Source organism: Dehalobacter sp., assembly GCF_030063005.1.
GTDB lineage: Bacteria > Bacillota > Desulfitobacteriia > Desulfitobacteriales > Syntrophobotulaceae > Dehalobacter > Dehalobacter restrictus.
Genome location: NZ_JAPDHR010000031.1, coordinates 1 through 23324, shown reverse-complemented (window position 1 = coordinate 23324; position 23324 = coordinate 1). Strand labels below are relative to the sequence as shown.

The 23324-nt window shown below is 44.2% G+C and carries 23 protein-coding genes; 4 read left to right on the top strand and 19 right to left on the bottom strand.

Annotated elements, in window-relative coordinates; all coding sequences use genetic code 11:
* Window positions 1-35 precede the first annotated feature (35 nt).
* The 4 genes from OKX56_RS09655 to OKX56_RS09640 all read right to left on the bottom strand — a co-directional run bounded on the left by OKX56_RS09655 (window position 36) and on the right by OKX56_RS09640 (window position 4956).
* Window positions 36-2576 (bottom strand): ABC transporter permease, encoded by a 2541-nt coding sequence (locus OKX56_RS09655; RefSeq protein ID WP_019226282.1) that lies wholly within the window; start codon window positions 2574-2576, stop codon window positions 36-38.
* On the bottom strand, window positions 2573-3250 hold the full coding sequence (locus OKX56_RS09650; RefSeq protein WP_015042856.1) for an ABC transporter ATP-binding protein: 678 nt from the start codon (window positions 3248-3250) through the stop codon (window positions 2573-2575). Before OKX56_RS09650 ends, OKX56_RS09655 begins: the two co-directional genes overlap by 4 nt.
* Window positions 3251-3359: 109 nt before the next feature.
* Window positions 3360-4277 carry a sensor histidine kinase gene (locus OKX56_RS09645; RefSeq protein ID WP_019226281.1) on the bottom strand — a complete coding sequence of 306 codons (918 nt, stop codon included), beginning with the start codon at window positions 4275-4277 and terminating at the stop codon, window positions 3360-3362.
* Between the two features lies 1 nt (window position 4278).
* Entirely contained in the window at window positions 4279-4956 is a 678-nt protein-coding gene (locus OKX56_RS09640; protein ID WP_287896290.1) for a response regulator transcription factor, read from the bottom strand.
* A gap of 507 nt (window positions 4957-5463) precedes the next feature.
* Between OKX56_RS09640 and OKX56_RS09635 the strand changes: the two genes are divergently transcribed.
* The gene (locus tag OKX56_RS09635) at window positions 5464-5691 is read left to right on the top strand and encodes a helix-turn-helix transcriptional regulator (protein ID WP_019226278.1); all 228 of its coding nucleotides are present in this window, start codon (window positions 5464-5466) and stop codon (window positions 5689-5691) included.
* Window positions 5684-5983, top strand: coding sequence for a hypothetical protein (locus OKX56_RS09630; RefSeq protein ID WP_019226277.1), 300 nt, complete (start codon window positions 5684-5686; stop codon window positions 5981-5983). The genes OKX56_RS09635 and OKX56_RS09630 overlap by 8 nt, the downstream gene beginning before the upstream one ends.
* Before the next feature lie 170 nt (window positions 5984-6153).
* Here OKX56_RS09630 and OKX56_RS09625 read toward each other — a convergent pair whose 3' ends face one another.
* The 8 genes from OKX56_RS09625 to OKX56_RS09590 form a co-directional block, all read right to left on the bottom strand.
* A complete protein-coding gene (locus OKX56_RS09625; protein ID WP_019226276.1) occupies window positions 6154-6414 on the bottom strand; it encodes a hypothetical protein in 261 nt (86 codons plus the stop codon).
* Between the two features lie 5 nt (window positions 6415-6419).
* Complete coding sequence (locus OKX56_RS09620; RefSeq protein ID WP_019226275.1) at window positions 6420-7331, bottom strand: Lcl domain-containing protein; 912 nt, start codon at window positions 7329-7331, stop codon at window positions 6420-6422.
* A 357-nt stretch (window positions 7332-7688) separates the two neighbouring features.
* Window positions 7689-8402 (bottom strand): SDR family NAD(P)-dependent oxidoreductase, encoded by a 714-nt coding sequence (locus tag OKX56_RS09615; RefSeq protein WP_019226274.1) that lies wholly within the window; start codon window positions 8400-8402, stop codon window positions 7689-7691.
* Between the two features lie 205 nt (window positions 8403-8607).
* A complete protein-coding gene (locus OKX56_RS09610; protein ID WP_019226273.1) occupies window positions 8608-9372 on the bottom strand; it encodes an ABC transporter permease in 765 nt (254 codons plus the stop codon).
* Window positions 9369-10286, bottom strand: coding sequence for an ABC transporter ATP-binding protein (locus tag OKX56_RS09605; protein ID WP_019226272.1), 918 nt, complete (start codon window positions 10284-10286; stop codon window positions 9369-9371). Before OKX56_RS09605 ends, OKX56_RS09610 begins: the two co-directional genes overlap by 4 nt.
* Complete coding sequence (locus OKX56_RS09600) at window positions 10286-10486, bottom strand: PLDc N-terminal domain-containing protein (protein ID WP_019226271.1); 201 nt, start codon at window positions 10484-10486, stop codon at window positions 10286-10288. Before OKX56_RS09600 ends, OKX56_RS09605 begins: the two co-directional genes overlap by 1 nt.
* The gene (locus tag OKX56_RS09595) at window positions 10486-11604 is read right to left on the bottom strand and encodes a helix-turn-helix domain-containing protein (protein ID WP_019226270.1); all 1119 of its coding nucleotides are present in this window, start codon (window positions 11602-11604) and stop codon (window positions 10486-10488) included. The genes OKX56_RS09600 and OKX56_RS09595 overlap by 1 nt, the downstream gene beginning before the upstream one ends.
* Window positions 11605-11848: 244 nt before the next feature.
* Window positions 11849-13828, bottom strand: coding sequence for an elongation factor G (locus OKX56_RS09590; protein ID WP_287896284.1), 1980 nt, complete (start codon window positions 13826-13828; stop codon window positions 11849-11851).
* Window positions 13829-14060: 232 nt separating this feature from the next.
* On the opposite strand from OKX56_RS09590, the gene spoVB reads away from it, so the two are divergent.
* Entirely contained in the window at window positions 14061-15614 is a 1554-nt protein-coding gene (spoVB, locus tag OKX56_RS09585) for a stage V sporulation protein B (RefSeq protein ID WP_019226268.1), read from the top strand.
* A 33-nt stretch (window positions 15615-15647) separates the two neighbouring features.
* Here spoVB and OKX56_RS09580 read toward each other — a convergent pair whose 3' ends face one another.
* From OKX56_RS09580 to OKX56_RS09550, 7 genes are all read right to left on the bottom strand, one after another.
* The gene (locus OKX56_RS09580) at window positions 15648-15899 is read right to left on the bottom strand and encodes a hypothetical protein (RefSeq protein WP_015042869.1); all 252 of its coding nucleotides are present in this window, start codon (window positions 15897-15899) and stop codon (window positions 15648-15650) included.
* A 13-nt stretch (window positions 15900-15912) separates the two neighbouring features.
* Window positions 15913-16668: a 5'/3'-nucleotidase SurE gene (gene surE / locus OKX56_RS09575; RefSeq protein ID WP_019226267.1), complete on the bottom strand. Its 756-nt coding sequence runs from the start codon at window positions 16666-16668 to the stop codon at window positions 15913-15915.
* Between the two features lie 39 nt (window positions 16669-16707).
* On the bottom strand, window positions 16708-17280 hold the full coding sequence (folE, locus tag OKX56_RS09570; protein ID WP_019226266.1) for a GTP cyclohydrolase I FolE: 573 nt from the start codon (window positions 17278-17280) through the stop codon (window positions 16708-16710).
* 153 nt (window positions 17281-17433) lie between these two features.
* A complete protein-coding gene (locus tag OKX56_RS09565; RefSeq protein ID WP_019226265.1) occupies window positions 17434-18651 on the bottom strand; it encodes a cation:proton antiporter in 1218 nt (405 codons plus the stop codon).
* On the bottom strand, window positions 18651-19151 hold the full coding sequence (locus OKX56_RS09560; protein WP_015042873.1) for a cation:proton antiporter regulatory subunit: 501 nt from the start codon (window positions 19149-19151) through the stop codon (window positions 18651-18653). The genes OKX56_RS09565 and OKX56_RS09560 overlap by 1 nt, the downstream gene beginning before the upstream one ends.
* Before the next feature lie 226 nt (window positions 19152-19377).
* Window positions 19378-20151, bottom strand: a complete 774-nt coding sequence (locus OKX56_RS09555; protein ID WP_019226264.1) for a methyltransferase domain-containing protein — start codon at window positions 20149-20151, stop codon at window positions 19378-19380.
* 171 nt (window positions 20152-20322) lie between these two features.
* Window positions 20323-21471, bottom strand: a complete 1149-nt coding sequence (locus tag OKX56_RS09550) for a tetratricopeptide repeat protein (protein WP_019226263.1) — start codon at window positions 21469-21471, stop codon at window positions 20323-20325.
* Window positions 21472-21771: 300 nt separating this feature from the next.
* Between OKX56_RS09550 and OKX56_RS09545 the strand changes: the two genes are divergently transcribed.
* Window positions 21772-22806 carry a phospholipase D-like domain-containing protein gene (locus OKX56_RS09545; RefSeq protein WP_242871512.1) on the top strand — a complete coding sequence of 345 codons (1035 nt, stop codon included), beginning with the start codon at window positions 21772-21774 and terminating at the stop codon, window positions 22804-22806.
* Window positions 22807-23324: the final 518 nt, after the last annotated feature.

Sequence of the window (23324 nt, the reverse complement as noted above, 5' to 3'; positions counted from 1 at the left end):
AATCAACCTAAAAAAGTATGCTCATCATACAAATACTATTCCGCTTCCCTCAGCCGCTCCACGATACTTTGCTTGTCCGTCATGGCATACGATACCAAAGGAATCATCATACCAAGCATAAACAGGAAAGGAAGTACGATCAAAAGCGGCCACAAGATAAAATGATAACTAAAGAACCACAGCAGACCACAAAAAGATTTGACAATTAAAAGTGAAAATAACGTGCTAAATACGAGCGACAGTGCGCAAGTGCCAAGCGTATAATAAAATCCTTCAAACATTAATATACGGCGCAGCTGCCTTCGTGTCATGCCTATGCTTTGCAGCATGGCAAATTCTTTGCGTCGGGTCAAAATGCTGGTGAGAATGGCATTGACAAAATTGAGAATGCCAATCAACCCGATGATAAAGCTGAGTGCGCCGCCAATCATCACAACGGTGCTCTGCATACCGGAAAACTCCTTGAGAGAGGTGAACTTCGAGACGTAATTCATGACTGGTTCCACTGAATCCGTGTAGCTTTGCAAAAAACGCTCCATTGCCGCCTCTTGATCTTCGGAGACATTGAAGGCATAGCTCATTACGGCGGGCTGTACTACCATTGTTTTATAGACATCCGCGGGGAGATAGAAGTTATAGTCCCATCCGGTACGGTCGGAATTGGAATAATGTTTGATGGCCACATGACCCAGCATGATAAACTCCTGCGTCGTGTACTCCCTGCCAGCAAATGTTTCCGACGTTCCTTTATAGTTGTGAAGTATTACCGCGTCACCAATCTCATAATGCTTGTTCTCCATTTCCGGTATACTGTTATCGTCCAGCGGGACTCCCTCCAGAATGTACTTACCAGTAGCCAGCTTTGCATCATCAAGCTCACCGTCGATAAGCTCCAGTCGCTGAAGAGGCATACCCTCAAGACCATAGACCGCAGCCATCAAATCGCCGTAGGGATTCCTGTTATATTCCTGGGTGGTGTTCTTTTCGTCCTCTGCCGCAAATCCTTCCGCTCTGCCGCCATACAGTCGCCCACCCGCCTCAAAGCCGGGCTGTGTTTCCACCGCCTGAATAAAGCTCTCGCTGGTCTGGTTTTCGGGACCGGAGTAGTCATTTTGAAAGTAATCGGCATGGGCAATCAGAAAATCGGTATCCACGAATTTAGAAAGGAACTTATTCATATCAATGCTCTGAGATAGCGTAAACACCGTGTTCAGCAAAACAAGGCTCAGGGACAAGCTAATGACTACTAAAACGGTACGTCTTTTGTTCCGCCCTAAATTAGCCAGGGCCATACGGGGCATTTTTCCGCCATCAGTGGATTTTTTCGGTTTGCAGTTCTGCTTTGTATTTCCATCCGTATACCGCACTGCCTCCACCGGTGAAACAGAGGCGGCTATCCTACCCGGTTTGAAGGTACTGATGAGCACGGTGACCAAAGCAAACAGCGCCGAACCAATAAAAATCCATGGGCTTGGCGATACAGACACCGCACTTCCGGCATAGGTGGAATTGTTTATGAGGAGAGGAACAAGGGATTTACCAATAGAGAAACCTAAAATCAATCCGATTGGAATTCCTATGGTGGAAAGGATCAGTGCCTGTCTGCGGATAATCCGGCGTATCTGTCTCCCTGTTGTTCCAATGGTTTTCAAGAGTCCATAAAAACGAATATCCCGAATGACGGAAATCTGAAAAATGTTGTAGATAATAAGATAGCCGGTGAATACGATCAATAGCAAGCCCGAAAGCAGTGCAATCAGCGTACCTGCGTCCATACCAAAATTCGTGGAGAGATATGCCCAACTCACATTATGCTCCAAGTAATTCGGCGCTTTTTCATCCAGAGAATAGCCACTGTCGGTAATGACCTTTGCCAGCTTCCCCTCCAAATCGATGCTGTTTTTGAACATAATAGACGCGTTGATAACCCCGGTGAGAGAATTGTCCACCTTATAGCTGTTTTGCAGTTCGGCCGGATGAGCATCTACATAGGCACGGGAGGCCAAGATCTGGCCCACGTTAAAAACGGGGTCGCTCTCCCACCAGCCTGCAAGGACAAAATCCCGCTGTACTTCTTCGCCCCGGATGTCAAGTGTGAGCGTAAGCGGCGCGCCAACCTCAAGGGGAACGCCCATCAGCTGCAAGGTCTTGGTATCTGCAATGACTTCGTTTTCAGCTACAGGTTTGTGTCCGCTTGTTGGTTCGCAAAATCCGAGCTTCATCCCGCCATCATCATCATACCAAAACTCGGCACGCCGTTTGAGAAATTCCTTGTTTTCCACCCCGTCGCATAGCATTCGGTTATAGGAAATTTCTTTAATAAGTACATGATCTTTGATGTTGTTGAATTCCTCGTCAGTGATATATTTAAGCACAGCATGGCCGTCGCCGCCCGCCTGCCTCATCGTGGCCTGCTGAAGACCCTCCACCGTACCGATCCCCATGGTGAAAAGCGTGGTGAAAAGCACCGCTGTCAAGGCAATGGCGATGATCGCAATCAAGTTGCGGACTTTATTTGCCCGATAGCTCTTGTCGGCCAGATTGCGAATCGCTTTTTTGTTTTTTACTTTGATCATTTACTTCCACCACCCACAATTTTTCCATCTTCAATTCGGATGATGCGGTCTGCCAACTGGGCAATTTCCTCGTTGTGGGTAATCATGACAATGGTCTGACTGAACCTTTCGCTTGTAACCTTGAGCAGTCCCAGGACATCTTGGCTGGTTTTACTGTCGAGGTTTCCTGTCGGCTCATCCGCGAGAACGATAGCAGGCTTAGCAGCTAAGGCTCTGGCAATTGCCACCCGTTGCTGCTGACCGCCGGAAAGATTGTTGGGCAGATTGTTCAGTTTGCTTTCAAGCCCCAATGTGCCGATGATTCTGTCCACATAGCGTTTATCCGGCTCGTTCCCGTCGAGCTGAATAGGCAGGACAGTATTCTCGTACACATTCAATACAGGAACAAGATTATAATTTTGAAAGACAAAGCCTATTTTTCTTCGGCGGAAAATCGTCAGTTCTTCGTCTTTCAGTGCAAAGATCTCCTTTCCATCGACAGTGACCGTGCCACTTGTGGGGCGGTCAAGCCCGCCCAGCATATGTAGAAGCGTAGACTTGCCGCTGCCGGATGTGCCTACGATGGCTACAAACTCCCCACTCTCCACGGTGAGGTCGATGCCGTCTAACGCTTTAACCGTTGTATCTTCGCTGCCGTAATATTTTTTTAATTTTGTTGTTTCAAGTATCGTCATTTTGTTTTCCTCCCCAAAGAAAATAGTCAGTATCGCAGTTGCCTGCAATATTGACTATATCACAACAATCTTTCCACAATCTTTCTAGAATCTAACAGTCTTGAAAGATTTACTTTTCTATTGGCAAAAATACTGAAAAGGTAGAACCACTGTCCGGCTGTGATGACACCTTGATATAACCTCCCTCGGCTGAGATGATCTCTCTGGTCAAAAACAGCCCAAGACCAACACCTTCTTGATTACCAGCGGTTCCCGAGCGGTAGAACCGGGTGAATATTTTGCTTTGCTCATCCTCGGAAATACCCATCCCATTATCGGTTATATCAATACGGCAGAACAACTCATAGGGTATGGCTTTTATGGTAATACACCCGCCGCTTGTGGTATATTTTACGGCGTTATCCATGATATTATATACGGCTTCTGTCGTCCATTTCAGATCAAAATGGGCACAACTCTCCGTATCTTCCATGGCAACAGAAATGCCCTTGGCCTCCGCCTTTGGCCTGATCTGTATCCGAACTTCATCCAGCAACCTTTGGAGGGCTTCCTGTTTCGGTGAAACAGTAATAATACCCGTTTCCAGCCGTGATATTTTCACCAAAGCATTGATGAGGAAATTCAGCTTTTCCGCCTGTGCAGACAAGGCTTGCACACAAACTTTACAGTCTTCCGGCAATTCGTGTTCACTGAGCAGCTGTGAATAAAGCAGGATATTGGCAACGGGTGTTTTGGTCTGATGGGAAATATCAGAAATCAGCTCTTTTATTTTATCCTTTTCCGCAAGCAAATTCTTGGAGGATACCGCACATTTGGAAAGATACCGTGCAAGCTTAGCTTCCACCGCGGATAAAGCAGATTCATCAAAAACATCTTGGGCAAAGCTACCGTTTATGGCTGTGTCCAACATATCTTCAATTTTTTCAAACGTTTTCTTTGTTCTTTGACGGTTAACGACAATCACCATCACGGCCGCGCATACCGCAGCAATGGCAATCCCGATACAGGTGTAATCAAGTGTATTCATCTCACTGCACCGCCCAGGTGTAGCCAATCCCATAGACCGTTTTGATATATTGCGGTGCAGACGGAAGTTCTTCCAATTTATCACGCAGTCTTTTTATCGTAACCGACAAGGCATTCTCGTCAACATACTCGGCTCCATCTGTCCAAATCCTGTCCACCAAATCTGTACGAGAAATGGTTTTTCCCTTGTTTTCTATTAAGACCCGAAGCAGTTTCTGCTCGGTTTTGCTGAGTTCAATGGGTTTGCCGCCTCTCTTGAACTCCATCCTTGCAAAGGAAAAGGAAAACCCATCAATCTTTACGGTATCGCGAACCTGATACCTGCCCTTCCGCAGTTGGACGCCCACTCTGGCCCGCAGTACCATCAGACTGAAAGGTTTTGTGATATAGTCATCCGCCCCAAGCTCAAACCCGGTTACAATATCAGTTTCCAAATCATTGGCAGTCAGGACAATTACAGGCAAAGCCAATTTCTTACGGATCTCAGCTAGAAGGTCAAGACCGTTTCCATCCGGTAAATTGACATCGAGTATCACCAAATGAAAGAAGTTGGTTTTTAGCTGTTTCTTGGCCGCGGCAATGTCATACGCCTGCACAAAGGTGCAATGATCTTCTTTAAGGGCCAGAACAATACCATTGCTCAGGGCCGTATCATCCTCGACAATTAAAATGTGATTCATCATGCACCTCCTGTCTGTCGACTTGCATCTTCGAAGGGTTAATGGGTTCTACCTTTTGATCAATACTTTCGGTCTAAAATTAATTGATTGGTCTTGTATGAAATCTGCAACGCATCGTAGTACCTGTTCCGCCATCGGACTCAGAAGGCTCAAATGACCACCTTCATGAAAATATTTAATCGTTTTCTTATCCGAAGACACGTATTTATTGATATAATCCACGCTCTTTTTTCTTAGATGTGATTAAATTTATTCGGCAAACATACGATGATCGCCTCCAAATGCTTCAGCAGATCAAAAAATTATTTTTCTTTCAGTATATTACTGAACCTATCTTAGATTGGTTCTTACAAATGGGATTACAGGCATACTTTAAGGCAAACTTTAACTTTAACTACTTTAGACACATATTACGATAGCTCAACAGACAAGTATACTTATTATTTTGACAAGTATACTTTACATCACCGTTTGAATATGTTACTATGTATTCGTGGAGGTGATAGTTTGAATGAGAATATTCAGCTAAAAAACCGATTAAAAGTTGCCAGAGCGGAAAAAAATCTTTCACAGGAACAGCTTGCAATTCTTGCAGGCGTAACCAGACAAACAATTAGTTCTATTGAAACAGGTCAATATTGTCCAACAGCAAAATTAGCATTAATTTTATCAAAGGTTCTAAATAAACAGTTTGAGGATTTATTCTATTTTGAGGAGGCTATAGATAATGATTAGTAAAATGGTCGAGAGAGATGAAAGAACGACATTTATCGAAAATATTAGTTATAAATTTGGATATGTCTTCATTACTTTTGCATTACTTCTTGATACTGCATATAGATCGTTATATTCCAATGAAGCACCATGGGATCTACTTGCAATTATTATTATAAGTGGTGTTGTTATGTCAATATATCAATACAAACAAAGAATTTTAGGAAACACTTGGCTAAGAACATTTATTTTTACATTTATCATTGCCTTTATTATTGCAATTATAATGGTATTCGTTAGAAAATTATTCTAAACTTTTCCGGCGTATGGAGGCGCGGCCGATACGTACGGTCTCGCATAACGTCTCGTAGGTTCCCACCGCGTCTCAACCGCATCCATATTTTCTAAGTGGCGGACGAAAGCATACCAATAAAAATCTCCGTCCGCGCCATGAATGACGGCCCCTTAAATTACTTCCTATCTTTATTGGATCCCCTTTTCTACCCTTAAGGATGCAGCATAATTAGGGTTTTGCCTTTTTATATTTTGCATAATGGCAATCAATAATTCTTGAAGCAGCGTTTTGGAAATAAACTCATATCCAGGCAGCTTGGCATTCCAGGTGTGCACTAATTTCTCAAACAGTTCCTCAACCGCGTAGAAATCCGTTAAATTTTGTACAGGCTGCAGAGGGAGGGTTTCAACAGCCTCCGTTATCTCATGTTTTCCATCATTTAAAACCACATAAGCTAATTGATCTCTTTGACAGCTCTAAAACTCATATAATCTTGTCGATCGATCTTCCTTTTATCAAATATACCTCCATGATAGACAATGATATATGCCTGTTGTTCATCCTTTACTGATGTATCTGAAGTCCAGTAATAGATTACCTTGGAATGTACATCCCATAAAGGTGTTTCTTTATCTGGTGTTCTATCATAGACGTCCTTCTCTTCTTCCGGATACCAGACTCCACCTGCATTTTCGTCGTGGAGCATCATAGAACGAACTGCTTCATCCACTGTTGGCAAGCGCCAAATATTTTGCTCTTCCTTCATAGTGGTTGTACCATCCTCTGATAAATACTTGCATATATCTTGTGCCTCTTTCCAGGAGGTCCCTTTGTCCGGCCAGCCAGGCCCTCTTGGTGCCCAAGCCAGAGTTACACCATTCCCTTCTACTATTCTCATACCAAAATCATTATCATTAATTCTTTGGGAAACTTTAATACCTTGAGGAATTGAAATAGCTAAAGTAATAACTAAAGGAACAATTATGATTAACCTATATGCCCATTTCTTAGGCTCAGGCTCCCCAAAATAATAAAGTAGCCCAAGAACAGCAAAAGGTATAATAATCAATAATCCTAGCACATTAAAACTGGCACCGGAAAAAAAATAAATACAAAAGCCACCAAAAATTAGATGTAGTAGAAAACCCATCCTTTTCCATCTTAATATAACTAATGCTAATAATACAAAAATGATAGCAAATACCATATATTGGAGTAAAAACATACAGAGGTTGTCTCCGATGGAAGTAGCGTACCAGCCTTCATGGAAATTTTCAAAAGCTCCCCAATAAGCCCATACACTTGACAATATAACAGTTATGGACACACCTATCCATCCGATAATTACCTTCTTGTTTTTTTCCATCCTCAATCTCCTCAATTAAATCACCGCTATAATCTATGTGGATACTCAAACAAAATGTTTCAATGTTATTTCTTTCAGAGTCACGGTAGAGATGCCGGTGTACGGAACTACCGCACCGGGCTCCTCATGAGTATTCGCTTTCGTAATTGACAGATACCTGTCTTAGCTTTTCCCTTCAGTGAGGTTTGCATCTGTTTTCCGGTCCTACACGTCCGGCAGATGAGTTTCCTGTGTAGGCTGTAGCCGAAAACATATGCAATATTCAAATACAAACAAAGACCTTAATGTTAGCCGTTGGGGCTTCTCTCATCAAGCCCATCAAATAAATCGCTTGGTTTTTAACGTCTAATATCAGACTTAGAGTTTGTTATAAAGCCAATTTGGCATGATTTTTAACAACCACGCTATACTCCGCCAACGCTTACTGATATAAGCATGCTTTTTCTTCACCACAATCTTCTTATATATTTGCAATGCAGCCTTCGCTGGTGAGGCTACCCAAAAGAGACCCTCACCCTGAGCCATAGCCGTATCAACAAAACCAGGTTGTATGTCTGTAATAATTATAGGTATTCCTAATTTATATGCCTTTTGACGTAACCCTTCTAGATAGTTGGATACAAAAGATTTTGAAGCATTATATGCTGGGGCACTTCCATTACCTCTAAGAGAAGCAATTGATGATATACCTACAATATGACCTACGCCTCGCTTAACAAAGTATTTAAAAGCCACATTAACCATCGCTACGAAACCGGACACATTGACATCAATTGTTTTTTTCTCTTTATCAAAATCAAGATCAGGATTTATAAATCCACAGCCTGCGCTGATGATAATTATTTCTACTTCGTTCATTTCCTGAATTAAGTCTTCTAATAATTTCATGGCTTCTGTAGAAGAAACATCAAAGTTTTTAATATATGACTCAGTAATAATTTCTTTCTGGAGCTCATGTAGAAGCTCCATTCTTCTACCAGTAAGCCCGACTATATAATTATTTTCAGCTAATATCTTTGCCAATTCTCTTCCTATCCCAGATGTAGCTCCAATTACAATAGCTTTCTTCATAGCCAGGCACCATTCCTTAATTTATTAAAACTAATAAATAACCGCACCTAAAAACACAAAAAAGAAAACCCCGAAACAACTTTATATAATTCAACATAATTAAATATATTCCTTGTTTTTCCATAACATCCTTATGGGAAATTGAAAACTGCTGCCAAAATAATTTGTCAGCGGTCCATGGAATAATGCATCATCGTGCTTTGTCTTACAGTTTCTTTTTCTTGAACACCAGGAGTGAGAGAATCAAGCATAACACAATCAGCAGCAGCGCCGTCCAAGCTGTTACGGACATGTCGCCAATTGTTTCCGCATTTGTAAGTAGCGTGATGTTATCCGAGGCAAGCGCGACGGGATTCCATTTTTGAAACACCGGAAACACATTGGCAATCAGCAGGAGCATCATGATTGCGGCTGTCAGAAGAAGTCCTCCGTAATTCCCCGATGCAAGTGTGCTGGCCAGCAGAAGGACTGCCAGGAGAAAAGCACCGAACAGCCATAGGCAAAACAACGAGAAAAACAGATGAGGCAAGGAGAAGCTCCCGAACAGATAAACAGTGTATCCGTAATCGGTGATCGCGGCAAGGACATAGCTCACCGTCCACAAAATCAAAGCCGCCAAATATTTTGACATGATGACCGCAGATCGGGACAACCCCTTGGCAAGAAGGATGACCAGCGTACCGCGTGTCACTTCCTGGGAGAGTATAACGTTGAAGACAAGCAGCAGGATGATCAAACCCATTTGGCTCATGTTCTTGAAGAATTGGCCATAGGCATCCAGGACTGTCGGCTCCGGCATGCTGATGGATATTCCCTGAACGGTCAGCTGGGCAAAAATATCGGGCATCATCTTGGCCAGTAAGGGGCTCATCATGCCGAATAAGAACAGTACCGAAACCATGATAACGGCTTTATAGCTGCGGATTTGCTCCAGAAATTCTTTTTTAGTAAAAGCGATTAAACCGTTCATTGAATAACCTCCAAAAATACATCTTCCAGCGAAGGTTCAAGCACTTCATATTTCAGAACGAAAACTTGTTCCCTGAGCAGCAGTTCCAGAATTTTTAGCCCTTCCGTAGCCATGTCCTCAAGGCGGACGGTCAGGGAATTTTCTTTAGCCTCCACTGCAGATACGAAGGGGAGATTTGCAAGCTTCCCGGCAAGAACAGCAGCGCTGTCTTGATCCGCCAATGCTATCCGGAGGGAACTATGGCGATAGCTATTTTTGATATCGGAGAGTTTCCCTTGTAAAACAAGCTTGCCATCGTCCAGAATCCCAATATGATCACAGAGCCGTTCCACATCGGATAAAATATGGGTGGAAATTAAAATGGCGGTCTGCTTCCCGGCAATGGACAAAATGTCCAATATTTCTTTTCTGCCAACGGGGTCAAGCGCCGAGGTCGGTTCATCGCAGATCAGGAGCCGTGGCTCGTTCATCAAAGCCTGCGCAATCCCCAGCCGCTGTTTCATTCCTCGGGAAAAACCGCTTATTTTTCGGTTACTGTTCTCCAGCCCTACAAGGGCCAGCAGTTCTTCCGTCTTTTTCCGGATTGGGCGGGGCTTCTGCCCGGAGATTTCCCCGCACAGTCTTAAATATTCGACGGGTGTCATGTAACTGTAAAACTCCGGCACATCCGGAAGATAACCCACATGCCTGTTGGTTTTTGTGTCTCCGTAAGCGACTTTTTCCCCGCACACTTTGATTTCTCCGGCGTCAGACTTTAAAAACCCCAAAAGCATTTTCATGGTGGTTGTCTTCCCTGCTCCGTTTTTTCCTATCAAGCCAAAAACGGAGCTTTCGGAGACTGAGAAGCTCAAATCCTGTATGACCGGAAGACCCCCGAAGTTTTTCTTGACATGTTCCAGCTTCAGAATTTCCATTAGTCGTCACCTTTGCCTAAGGTAAAATACAAGATAGGGCCGATAATCTGGAACAGGACGACGACAATTACCCAAAGCACCTGATTGCCGATGCGGTAAGTCCTGTGCCGGAAAATATGAACGAGCGCAGCTGCTGCCAGGGCAACTTCAATCACCATGATCGGAATTAGAAAAGGTAAATAAGACATTAGATCTTCCATCAGACTTCCTCCTCCATCGATTCAAGTCGTCGCCAAAGTTTCTGATAACGCTCCTCCGATTTAAGACTTTGAAACGCAGGATTATCTACAACAACGCTCTTTAAATCTTTACGGATGAGTTTATCGCTGCGCGGAGCATCTCCTCCCAAATTGAGAGATTCAAAATACGGCTGCAGCATGTCAAAAAACGAATTTCCTTTTAGTTTTAACGGGAATGTATTCTTTTGAAAAATGATATCCGCGTATGCTTCCAACATATCCAGCGCTTTTTCATTACGGTTCTGCGCTGAGTAAAGCGCAGCTGCCGTGAGATACACCGTGAAATAATGGGACGGCTGCATCTCTTTGAGCTGAAATACCTCTCCAAGACTCAGCACTTTTTGCAGACAGGCATCCGTTTTTTCCGGAGCATCTGCATAAAGTGCCATGAGGTCGGGAAAAGCCCCGAAAAGACTGGCTACATTCGTATAAATAAATTGCTGGAGATAACGCTTGGCGCGGTCGCTGTCACCTTTTATTGCATAGGCTTTGGCCAGCAGTATTCCCGTTGATACCGGTCCTTCCTCGGTCCCTTCGAGCAGGTCGATAGCTTGGGCAGGCTCCTGCAGGGCCAGGCAACAGTAGGCTCGCAAGGAAAGTGCCTCTCTGGCCAGTGCCGCGTCACCGCTGTTCTTTTCCACACACTCAAAATATCCCGAGGCTTCCCGCAGAACCTCGTTCATCCGGTCTGGTCCGCCAGCAAGCGGTGCGTGGTTAACCAGCAGCTGCGCGATGGAATATACCAGATTCCAGCACGAATGATACTTCTTGATAATCGCCAGGCACTCGGCATAGGTTTGGTCAAAGGACTCAGCAGCAAAAGCATTTGCCAATCTGCGGTACAGTTTTCTTATATCCTCCTTTGTCATTTGAGCTTCATACCCCAGAAGCTCATCAACGCTTACGTTGAAGAAGGCTGCCAATACAGGCAACAGCATAATATCCGGATAGCTTTGTCCTGACTCCCACTTGGAAACCGCCGGTTTGGATACCCCAAGATATTCGGCCAGTTCTTCCTGGGTGAGCCTTCTTTCTTTTCTCCGGGCTGCAATTATTTTTCCAATGTTGATTTTGGTCATAGATCCCACCTCATTTTTAATTCTTAAGTTTTGATTTTCAAGTTCATTATAGTCTGCTTATTTTTTTTACTCAACGGAATCGTCGTTAACAATTGTAAAAAGAGTTAACTATGAGTTAACTTTCTGCAGATCTTATCATTGGCGGAAATGTTGGCGCGGCAAACGACAAAAAACCGCTGACAAAATCATTCGTCAGCGGCTTTAGCTTACCTACAATCATTCAGCTTTATTCGTGCATTCAGCGTTACTCGTGATGCTGGTGCTCTTTCTTGAGCCGGGCGACCAGCGCGTCGGATAATCTTGCCGGAACTTCCTCGTACCCGATGAACTGGGTCGTGAACGTGCCTCTCCCCTGGGTCATAGCTTTGAGGTCAATGGAATAGCGCATCATTTCGGATTGGGGCACATGGGCTTTGATCACCTGGCATTTGCCGTTGGGTTCCATGCCAAGGACCTTGCCGCGTTTGGAGTTCAAATCTCCGATGACATCACCCATGAATGCTTCAGGAACCTTGACCTCGGCCTCAACGACTGGTTCCATCAATACCGCGTTGGCCATTTCAGCACCTTTCTTGAAAGCAAGATGTGCCGCAAGTTTAAATGCCATTTCTGACGAGTCTACGCTGTGATAGGAACCGTCATACAACGTGAATTTCACATTCGTCATCGGATATCCGGCTAGAAAACCATCAGCAACTGCTTCACGCAGACCTTTTTCAACAGCAGGGAAATAGTTTCTCGGAACCGCTCCGCCGAAAACTTCTTCGTTAAATTCAAAGTCTTTTTCCGGGTTTGGCTGCATCTTAATCCAGACGTGTCCGTATTGGCCATGGCCGCCGCTTTGTTTCTTGTGTTTGCCTTCAACTTGCACCAATTTTTTGATGGTTTCTCTGTAAGGAACTTTCGGTACTTCGGTCTCGACGGCAACACCGAATTTTCTAGCCAGTTTTTCGCCGACAATATCGAGTTGCATTTCACCGAGCCCGCTTAAGATCGTTTGTTTGGTTTCTGTATTTTTGCCGACGCTGATGGTCGGATCTTCATCGACTAACCTAGCAAGTGCGGATCCGAGCTTATCTTCATCGCCCTTGCTCTTCGGTTTGACGGAAAGCGGCAGCGCAGGTTTTGGGAATTCAATTCCGTCCAGCTGAATACCTTTCTCTTTCGTTGTAAAAGTATCTCCTGTTTTTGTCTCCTGCAGTTTCGCAACGACGGCAATATCACCGGCCTGGACGCTGGCCGTATTATCCTGGTTCTTCCCTCTCAGATAGAACAGCTGACCCAGTTTCTCCTCGACTTCCCGGTTTGCATTGTAGACAACTGTCTCACTGGTAAACGTTCCGCCATAAACTTTGAAGAAAGTCATTTTGCCGAGATAGGGATCAGCAAGCGTTTTAAAGACCAACGCAGCCTTTTTGTCCATAGGTGTAGGGGCAGGCACATAGTCAGCCAAGAATTGTGCGAATTCCTTTACGCCCAGATTTTTTTCTACCGAACCAAATAAAACCGGAACGATCATATTCTGAGCGAGCCCTTTGGCTGTGATCGTTTTTAATTCTTCATCGTTTAGGGACTCTCCATCCAGATATTTCATCAGGAGTTCATCATCAGCTTCTGCCGCAGCTTCAGCAAGTGCTTCTTTCAATACGGCAATATCATCTATATATTGATCAGGTATGTCGGGTTGGAACAGACCAACCACACCTTCGAATGCTGCCTCTTTGCCAACCGGAATCTGCATTTGAACGAAACGGGTATTCGGGTAAGTTGATTTCAACCGATCCAGTACCTTTTCTGCATTGGAATTTTCTCTGTCCAGTTTATTGATAAAAATAACTTTAGGGAGTTGCTTTTCTTCGACCAGATCCCAGATGATCTCAGCCTGAACTTCTAAACCATCAACCCCGCTGATCACAAAAACACTTGTTTCCACGACGCGCAAAGTACTGATGACTTCACCGATAAAATCGGAATAACCAGGTGTATCGAGAACATTAACTTTAACATCCTTATGCTCGATCGGAATTAATGAAGTGCTAATTGAGATGTGACGTTGTACTTCCTCTTGAAGGTAATCTGATACGGTGTTTCCATCGTTTACTTTCCCGATGCGGTTCGTTACTCCGGCATTAAAAAGCATGGTCTCAGCCAGCGATGTTTTACCTGAACCTCCGTGCCCCACAAGACAGATATTACGAATACTCTTGGTGTCATAGCTTTTCAAGAATAATCTCCCCTTTGTCTATTCTTTTTAATAACTTGACTTAAACAAGACTATAGCAATAACATCACTAATATTAAATTATAACATGTTTAATTCTCTGTGGTTTCCACAATTCCTCTAAAAAAAACTGTATCCCTAAAAAAACTTGGAGCATGACCTTCTTTCCCGGTGCATAAGTTGAATAGAAATCAACTATATGTACTCTGACAGAGTATCGGCCAGGGAGGAAGAAATGCCCAGAAATAACCTCATTTTCGGTGCAGTCATTCTTTTTGGGGCGAATCTGGTCAACCGTCTGCTCGGGTTTGTCTACCAATACCTGATTATGCACTATATCGGCAGTGAAGCGTACGGATTGTTCTATATGGTATTTCCTGTCTATATGACTGCACTGGTCTTAACCACAGCGGGAATACCACTGGCTGTCTCCAAAATGGTTGCCGAAAGAGTCTCTATTGGCCGCTATGCTGAAGCCCGGAGAGTATTCCGGACAGCTTTCCTGACTTTATTTATTTCCGGTCTGCTGGTTACCATCACGTTGTACCTGAACAGATCCCTGATCGTTCACAGTTTCTTTGCGGATGAGCGCGTTGGAATTGTTTTTCAGATCTGTATCCCGTCGATTTTTATCGTATCTGTGGCTTCTGCGTTCCGGGGATATTTCCAGGGACTGCAGAATATGGTCCCTTCAGCGGTCAGCCAGGTTTGTGAACAAATCTTCCGGATTGGGATCGGCTTTTCTCTTTCCGTATATTTATTAAAGAAAGGCATTGAATGGGCAGCAGCCGGTCTTGCAGCAGGAATGCTCTGTGGGGAGATCGTTGGTTTGCTTGTGATCCTGATTCAATATCTGATGCAGCGCAAGCACCTGCCTTATGGAAATCAAAACGGCGGGCAATCCAAACCCGTCATGCCGGAGCTGATCAGTTTGTCCTTGCCCGTAACCGGAAGCAGGCTGATGGCTACAGGGCTGTCTTCTTTGGATACCGTCATTATTCCCAAACAGCTTCAGCTTGCCGGCTATTCGGCCAGGAACGCCACCTCTCTCTTTGGAGAGTTCAGCGGGACTGCACTTACGCTGCTCTCGTTTCCAAGTGTCTTTACATTTGCGCTGGCGACATCGCTTGTCCCGGCTATTTCCGAAGCAATGGTCCGAAATGATGTCCGGGCTGCCAGGAATAAAAGCATAGATGCGATCCGCTATACCATTATGCTTGGATTGCCGTGTGTCATTGCACTTTATTTTTTTGCTGAACCGCTTACGCACCTATTCAAAAGTGACCATGTATCTGCAGTGTTGAAGGTCTTAGCCTTGGGCGGGCTGTTTGCCTATATTCAACAGACGACCACAGGAATTCTGCAAGGACTCGGCAAAACCTTTTTACCGCTGGCCCATTCGGTCATCACGGCAGTATTCCGGATCCCGCTTCTTTTCTACCTGACTGGAATTCCGAAATTTGGTCTCGTGGGTACCGCTTTAACTTATGTATTTGGTTTTGCCATGATGGCTTTCTTAAACCTTTATGCCATAAACAAGCACATCGGACTACAAGCTGATCTGAAATCCATGATCCTGCAGCCGGTCCTGGCCGGACTTGGTATGACAGCTGTGCTCAAAAGCATCTTATGGCTGATCCCGGGCCAAACAACGCTGCTTACGAGTCTTACTGTCCTTCTTGCCGCAATCGTGATTTATTTTGGGATCCTGATTTCTCAGGGAGGCATTTCAATAAAAGAAATAAAGAAGACCTGGCGGGCTTTGAGGTTTTGGCCTAAAAATAAATAGTGCCCCATTTACAGCATACCTAGCGTTATGCTTTCACCGCCAAAAATTTCGGATCTTGCTTCCCCACTGCCAATACGTCAGCAGGGCTACCACCAAAACAATCACAATAAGCAAGATCTTATAAATAAAATAAATTTTCACCACGGACAGCAGCGTAATAATGACAGCAAGAACAATCGGAATGATAAATAATTTTTTAAGATTATTCTTTCCACCTTTTTCTCGACTCAGCCAGAAAATAATAATAAACACAGCAAAATAAAAGAAAAAAATCCAAAAGCCCATACATTTCTCCTCCCTATAGTAAATTTCCCATGGTCTTTAACCGTTCATAATCGGTCAGGTCACAGTGTAAAGGCGTAACCGAAACATACCCTTCCTGAATTGCCCTGAGGTCGGTATCCTGTTCTTCTTCAAAAACGAGCGTTCCGGTGATCCAATAATACTCTCTGCCATAAGGAGATTTTCTGTTTTCGAACGCATTGTCGTAAACAGACCTGCCTAGTCTGGTGACTCTTTTTCCCTTCCATTCCTCCCTGTCGCAGGGCGGCACATTGATATTGAGCAGGCCACTCTGATACTGAAGCAAGGGGCTGTTCGTATCAATCAAGCGTTTGATGAGCAAAGCGCTTGGCATATAGTCTTCGTAATCATAATTGGCAAGTGATACCGCAATGGAACGTATCCCTAACAGGGCACCCTCCATTGCGGCTGCCACAGTACCTGAGTAGAATACATCCGAACCGAGATTCGGTCCGTGATTAATTCCGGATATGATCAAATCCGGCTTGGCAGGAAGAATATCCCCCTGTATTGCCAGTTTGACACAGTCTGTCGGTGTTCCGTTGACAGATACACCGATATGATTATCTGGCAAGGAATGATGGGTCACGAAGATTGGTTGAAACAGGGTGATAGACCGTCCAACAGCTGATCGCTGCCCTTCCGGAGCCACAACGTAGATCTCATGCTGATGGTCCGCTGCCAAAGCATCATACATGGTCCTGAGACCGGCAGCAAAATAACCATCATCATTTGTCAGCAGGATTTTCATGCAAAACTAGCCTCCGTCATTCTGCCGCTCATTATTGGATTAGTGTCTGCCCATAATTAATGAGAACGCCTCTGCCCTGGTGGCAGCGCTGGTTTCAAACATTCCTCTGACTGCTGATGTAACGGTCTGCGCGCCGGGTTTTTTAATTCCGCGTACGGTCATGCACATATGCTCAGCTTCAATGACGACAATAACGCCGCGCGGATTAAGCATATCATTCACAGTATTCGCAATCTGGCTCGTCAATCTTTCCTGTAGCTGTGGCCTTCTGGCGTAGTCTTCGGCAACTCTGGCCAGCTTTGACAATCCTGTCACCTTGCCGTGTCTCGGTATATACGCAATGTGGGCCTGTCCAACAAAAGGAAGCAGGTGATGCTCACACATTGAATAAATCGGAATATCTCTAACCAGTACCATTTCCTCGTGGTTTTCCGAAAACAATACAGACAGGTTCTTGCTCGGATCTTCATGAAGTCCGGCAAAAGCTTCCTCATAAAATCTGGCAACTCTTTTGGGAGTATCCTTAAGTCCTTCTCTTTCCGGATCCTCTCCAATTGCTTCTAAAATATCCCTTACAGCTCGTTCTATTTTTGCATGATCTATAGCCATCATGATCGCCTCCTGTTATGGTGTAAATTAGCGGAATATTTTATTAATTAGGTCAACTTGAATTGTATCATTTATTTTCGATTTGACCAAATTTTTTTTACTTTTTCTGCAGATACGCAATTCTCTCGACAATTTTATCATCATAATTTTACTTCTTTAAAGTTTTAACCTGCGTTTCTCAGGCAGCTCCGGCCATTTAAGGATCGGCCCAATTAACTTATACACCAGACTGGATTCCTTGGTCAGTATGGGGCCCAATATGGCGAGAATAAGCACATACAAGGCAGAAAACGGCTGCAGGACTCCCAGCAAGCCTCCTGATAGGGCCAGTGTGGCGAGTATAATCGAAAATTCACCACGTGACAGGATCGTTAAGCCAATCCTGAGTGAAGCGCGATGAGACAGCTGAGCTCTCCTTCCGGCTATAAACCCAGCAATCGTATTACCAAGAAGCGTCAGCAGTACTGCGCCAAGGACCGGCCAAACAGCGCCACCCAGCGTAAAAGGATCGATGCTTAGACCGAAACTGAAGAAGAATAATGCGCCGAAAAAATCACGAAAGGGAACAATAATGTGTTCAATCCGCTCGCGATGCTCCGTCTCCGCCATTACGAGGCCGAGTAGCATTGCTCCGATGGCCTCGGCAATATTCAGGGTTTCGGAAATCCCCGCAACCAACGTCACCGCCGCAAAAGTCACCAGTAAAAACGTCTCGTCCGAAGGAATATCCAGCCGGCGGTTCAGCCACGGAACGAGCTTATGGCCCAAAAACAGAAATGCCCCGATAAATCCAAGTGCAACAGCTGCTGTAAGCAGGACTGTAACGGTCGAAGTCGAACCTGAAAGAACCAAGCCGGAGACAACGGATAAATAAATTGCCACAAACACATCCTGAAACATCATCAGCCCTAAGATAATTTCTGTCTCATCGTTCGCAGCTCGTTTTAACTCGACGATGACTTTAGCTACAATAGCGCTTGACGAAATTGTCATCATCCCTGCTACGACCAGGATTTCTTTGACGGGCCAACCTAAAAGCAATGGGTACAGCAGCGCAACAGAAAAGTTGATGAGCATATAGATGAGGCCGCTGCGGAGAATCGACGGTCCCGATGCCATCAGCTGTTTGATTGAGAATTCTAATCCAAGAGAGAATAGTAAAAATAAAACACCCATCTTTCCCATAAAGTCGATGAGCGCGGCTGACTGAATAAACCTGAAATCAAATACCCCGATATGAGGAGCATGAGGTCCAACAACCATCCCCGCAATAATCAGAATAGGCACAATGGAAATCCGCAATTTACCGGCTATCATCCCCGCCACGGCCGATAAAGCCAGAGCGAGACCAACTTCCAGTAGCAAATGCTCCATTAATGAACACTCCCGTGAAACAGGAGTCCTTTAGCAGCTTTCACCTGTTCTTTTTCTCCCAGAATAACAATCGTTGCACCTTCCTGAAGAACGATGTCGGGATTGGGATTGATCGTTTTATTTTGGTCTTTTTTCACCATCGCAATAATCGTCCCGCCGGTCCGCTTCCGGACCTGCATCTCACCGATTGATTTACCAATCGCATAAGCCCCCGTTTCAATCCTGTACCATTCGAGTACCATATCCCCGATGGCTACCTCAACAGTATCCAGATCTTTGGGGCGATAGGCCATTCCGCCCAGAATTGAGGCAATACAACGCGATTCTTCATCATCAAGTGTTACCATCGAGATCGATTCATTCGGATCCTCGAGGTAATAGTGATACATTTCCCGGCGCCCGTCATCATGGACGATCACGACCAGCTTATCTCCAGACCGGGTGTCCAGCTGATACTTTTTCCCGATTCCCGGCAAGTCTTTTTCCTTGACTAACTTCATGCCAAAAAGCCTCCTTTTCCTTTAAATTTACTTTAACAAATCTACGGATATAAGTAAAGAAACGACAGCATTGGATAAAATAAGAATTCCCCATTCAGACTATGCCTGGTCAGCTAATTACGACACAAAAAAAGACATAACGAAACTTTAGTTCCGATACGTCCTTCTAACTTCTTTTATGTGGTGAAATCTTCATTTTGCCATATCGACGTCAATGTAAATCAAATCACCGCGTTGCTGTAAAGAATACGCGGTCGAAAGTAAATAAAATTTTACCGTCTTTCGAGCCGGCATAATACTTCATAATTTCCAGCATCAGATCACTCTCAAATTCTTTTTGCTTTTTGTCTTCATGAAGACAATCCAAGTAGGGTCTCAGCCCGGTGCTTCGATACAGATCCAGGATATCGTCATAACTGTTCATCAAATGATAATACCTGGTTTCCCATAATTCGATTTCCGGTGTTAATTCACAGAGAATATCATAATAATATTCAGGAGTATGAACCTTATAAGGAATCGCAATGTGATTAAAATAGCCGGACCACTTCGCTGAGGATACCAGGTCTAGAAGCAGCTGATGAATCAGCATTTCATTGACAAACGGAACTTGGACAGCTAATATGCCGCGGGGTTTCAGCATGGCAAACAGTCTGGAGATAAGAAGATCATTATCAGGAATCCATTGGAAGACCGCATTGGAAAATATGAGGTCGAACTGGCCCAGATCGGAAATGTCCCGTCCGGCATCTCGTAATAACCAACATACTGACGGATTTGTTGCTTTGGCAATTTCGAGCATGGCATGTGAATTATCAATGGCTGTGATAGCCGCATTCTTCCATCTCTCCGCTAAAATGCGGGTGCTATTACCCGGGCCGCAGCCTACATCCAGAATGTTTTCAGGCTGTTCAAGCTTAATACGGCTGACTAAATCACGTGACGGTTTGGATCTTTCTTTCTCAAATTTTAAATATGCCTCTGGATTCCAGTCTGCCATGGTAATGCCCCCCAAAAACGTTTCTTTGGTATATCAAACACTCTAAGCACTTTCTGATATATCTAAGTGCAGCTAAGGCTGCCGCCTTCACCAATGGCTTAGCGCCAGCCAAGTTTTCTATAATTGTACCAGAAAATAAATGATAATGAAACCTCTTTGGGAAGTCTGACCTTAAATGGCTTTTTTAACCGTTAAGCCGAAAGATTTATTGTAACAATCAACTGCCACCTTTGTGTTGGACATTTCTTCATACGTATTCCCAAGCAGGATCCAGGCCGCGCTGTTTTTGTTGTCCATGGAGACCAGTCGTTCCAGGATAATTTTAGCGTCGTCCCACAGCCCTTTTTCGGTCATGCAGACACTTAAATTATAGAGCACCGTTTTATCTTCCGGATCAATTTTCAGGGCATTCTGATAATACTCAATTGCTTTGCGCGTTCTTCCGAGCTGAAAACAGATAAAGCCTAAATTATTCAGCAGCAATGTGTCGTTATTCTTCAGCGTATAGGCTTTTCTAAGTAATCGGTAAGCCTGGTCGTCCTGCTGAAACTCGTGGTAAATGCCGGCCAGATTGCATAGGGCATCAAGATCATCCGGGTCATGTTTTAATACTTTCTGGAACAGCTTCCGGGCTTTGCCCTGCTGACCGGTCTGCGCATAGCAGTAGGCCAGCCTGGACATCAGGCTGAAATGCCCCCCGCATTTAATCGCTTTATGGAAAGATTCGACCGCATCCTCGGTCTGATTCATTTTTAGCTGCATCTCAGCTTTCATTTCCCAGTATTCCGGCTGATACGGCTTCACTTTACAGCAGCCGCTGAAACAGTTTAAAGCTTCCCTGTATTGCCCCTGGAACTGATAGATGCTGCCAAGTCGAAAAAGGATATCGGCATCTCCAGGTGAGGAACGCAGAGACTTATCCAGACAATTAATAGCTTCCTGCCATTCCCCAAGTTCGAGGTAACAATCCGTCTGCAGATTCCAGTAAGTACTGTTCGCTTCCAGCTGAAGCGCATTTTCGAGATGAATCAAAGCATCATTGACAAATCCCTGTCCATGACAGCAGCGGGCCAGTAAAAAATGTACTTCAGCCAGCTGTCCGGGCTCTTCGCTATAGATGATTGCTGCTTCCAAATAGGCCTGAGCTTCTTTGAAAACCTTATGATCAATCAGTGTTTTCACCTCTGCCAAATACAGGGCGTCGGAGATATTTTCTGTGTTTAAGATTCCAAACAGGATTTCCAGGGCCTGCTGTTCTTCACCCATGAAAAGCAGCCAATTAATTTGCAGTTTTGTCTTGAGATGTAAGCGGTTTCCCATATCAACACCCCTAAATATAAAATTATCGTCAAAGACGAGTGCCTTGTTAACCTTAAAATTATCATATTACAAAAACTATGACGCCCGGCTAGCTAAGATTTTGGTTAACATGGTACTGGATAGTTATTCTTCTTCCTTCCATTATTTACCTCTTATTTTACTGAAAAACCGCTCCTCAAATAACATCTCAATTAGATATTTTTCCAATTGGAACTATTTTTTTCGTTATTTATTTCTAAAAATATGTATAATAAGAGAAGAGTTGCCAAAGCTCAATTTATTGATAAAGAGGCTGATATTTTGTCCAAAGCAAAAGTACCCTTCTTGATCATCATGATGATCATCATGATAGCAATACCGATAATGTCCGGATGCAGCAAAATATTCTCGTTTTCCGCTGATGAAGAATCCAATCCAGTATCAAACTTGCCACCTGGTGCGCTTTACATAGACGGAGCTGCTATCCGTCCGCTAACTCTGAATGTAATTAATCAGGCCAAACAATCCATTTATATCGAGCTGTCCAGTCTGAATGATCAGGAAATCATTAATTTGCTGATTACAAAAGCGCATTCGGGCATCGAAGTGAGACTGCTGCTCGATCAATGGCAGAGAGATAATACCTCAACCATCAAAGCACTAAAAAATGAAAACATATCGGTCCAGTACTATCCTGCTGAAAAAGGACAGTACCAGACAGTACGCTATATGGTTGTTGATCACAAAACGGCTGTTTTTTATGAAAAGGACTGGACCGCCAAAGGCTTCGATGCGCACAGCATGGCTGTAAAGCTATCCGGAGACTCTGTCGGTGTCATGGACAAATCCTTCGGCAAAGACTGGACCTATACGACAACACTGTCGCTCGATTTACCGGATACTTCCAAATTGCCAGAAGACAATATTACCTTTGCCGTTACTGTCAATGTTAAACAGCAGCTTCTTAATTTAATCAACGCTGCTACGTCTGAGATCTTAATAGAAACCGAACAACTAAGTAAAGACGATATAATTGATGCCCTGATGGAGGCAAAAAAAAGAGGCTGTAACGTGAAAGTGATCGTCAGCCTTTCCAGTGCGATTACCTCGCCCGATGCCATTCAGGAATTAAAGGATGCCCAGATCGAATTACGCTATTACAATCATCCTGACAAAAAAGCGATGGGCGCAAATTTCGGTATTTTTGATCAGACAACGCTGTTTTTTTCCAATTCTGCCTGGACATATCCTTCTTTTGTTATTAATCACGAGAGTTCCTTGACTATCCCTTCCCCTGCTGCCGCCAAAAAAGTTACAGCGCTGTTTGATGAAGAATGGGCTAACAGTACACCTTAATCAGTATTTCTCGTTCCTATCCTTATATAAAACCATATGTAGGGCAAGTCTGTGGGCCACTATACCGCTTTTCGGCAGATTGCGCCCTCCATGGCGAGTCGCCTCCTTGCCATCCATGGCATCGCCGACATTAGGCCATCCGTGGCCGTCAAAAAGCCGCGCTACGCTATCCTGCTCCGCTCGCAGCGGAACTGTGTCCCACAGACTGATCTTAGGGTTATTCAAGCAGGTCTGCATACTAAAATACAGAGCATTTTGCGTAGTTATTATCTGGCATACTGAACTTACTTAAACAACTTTTGACCAGTCTGCGTGCCATAGTTCCAGCGTCAAGCGGAGCAAGGAGGCGAAGTGGCCCCAAATACTTTAGTCTGACTATTATTTACTTATTTACTCAACTTTCCCACCCTGTCGGGTAGGTTGAAACCTTGAAAGTCTTTGAAAGTATGGTTAAATACAACAAGGAAACCACCAAATCTGGTATAATGAGAATAACCACAAACCCAATAATACCAGTA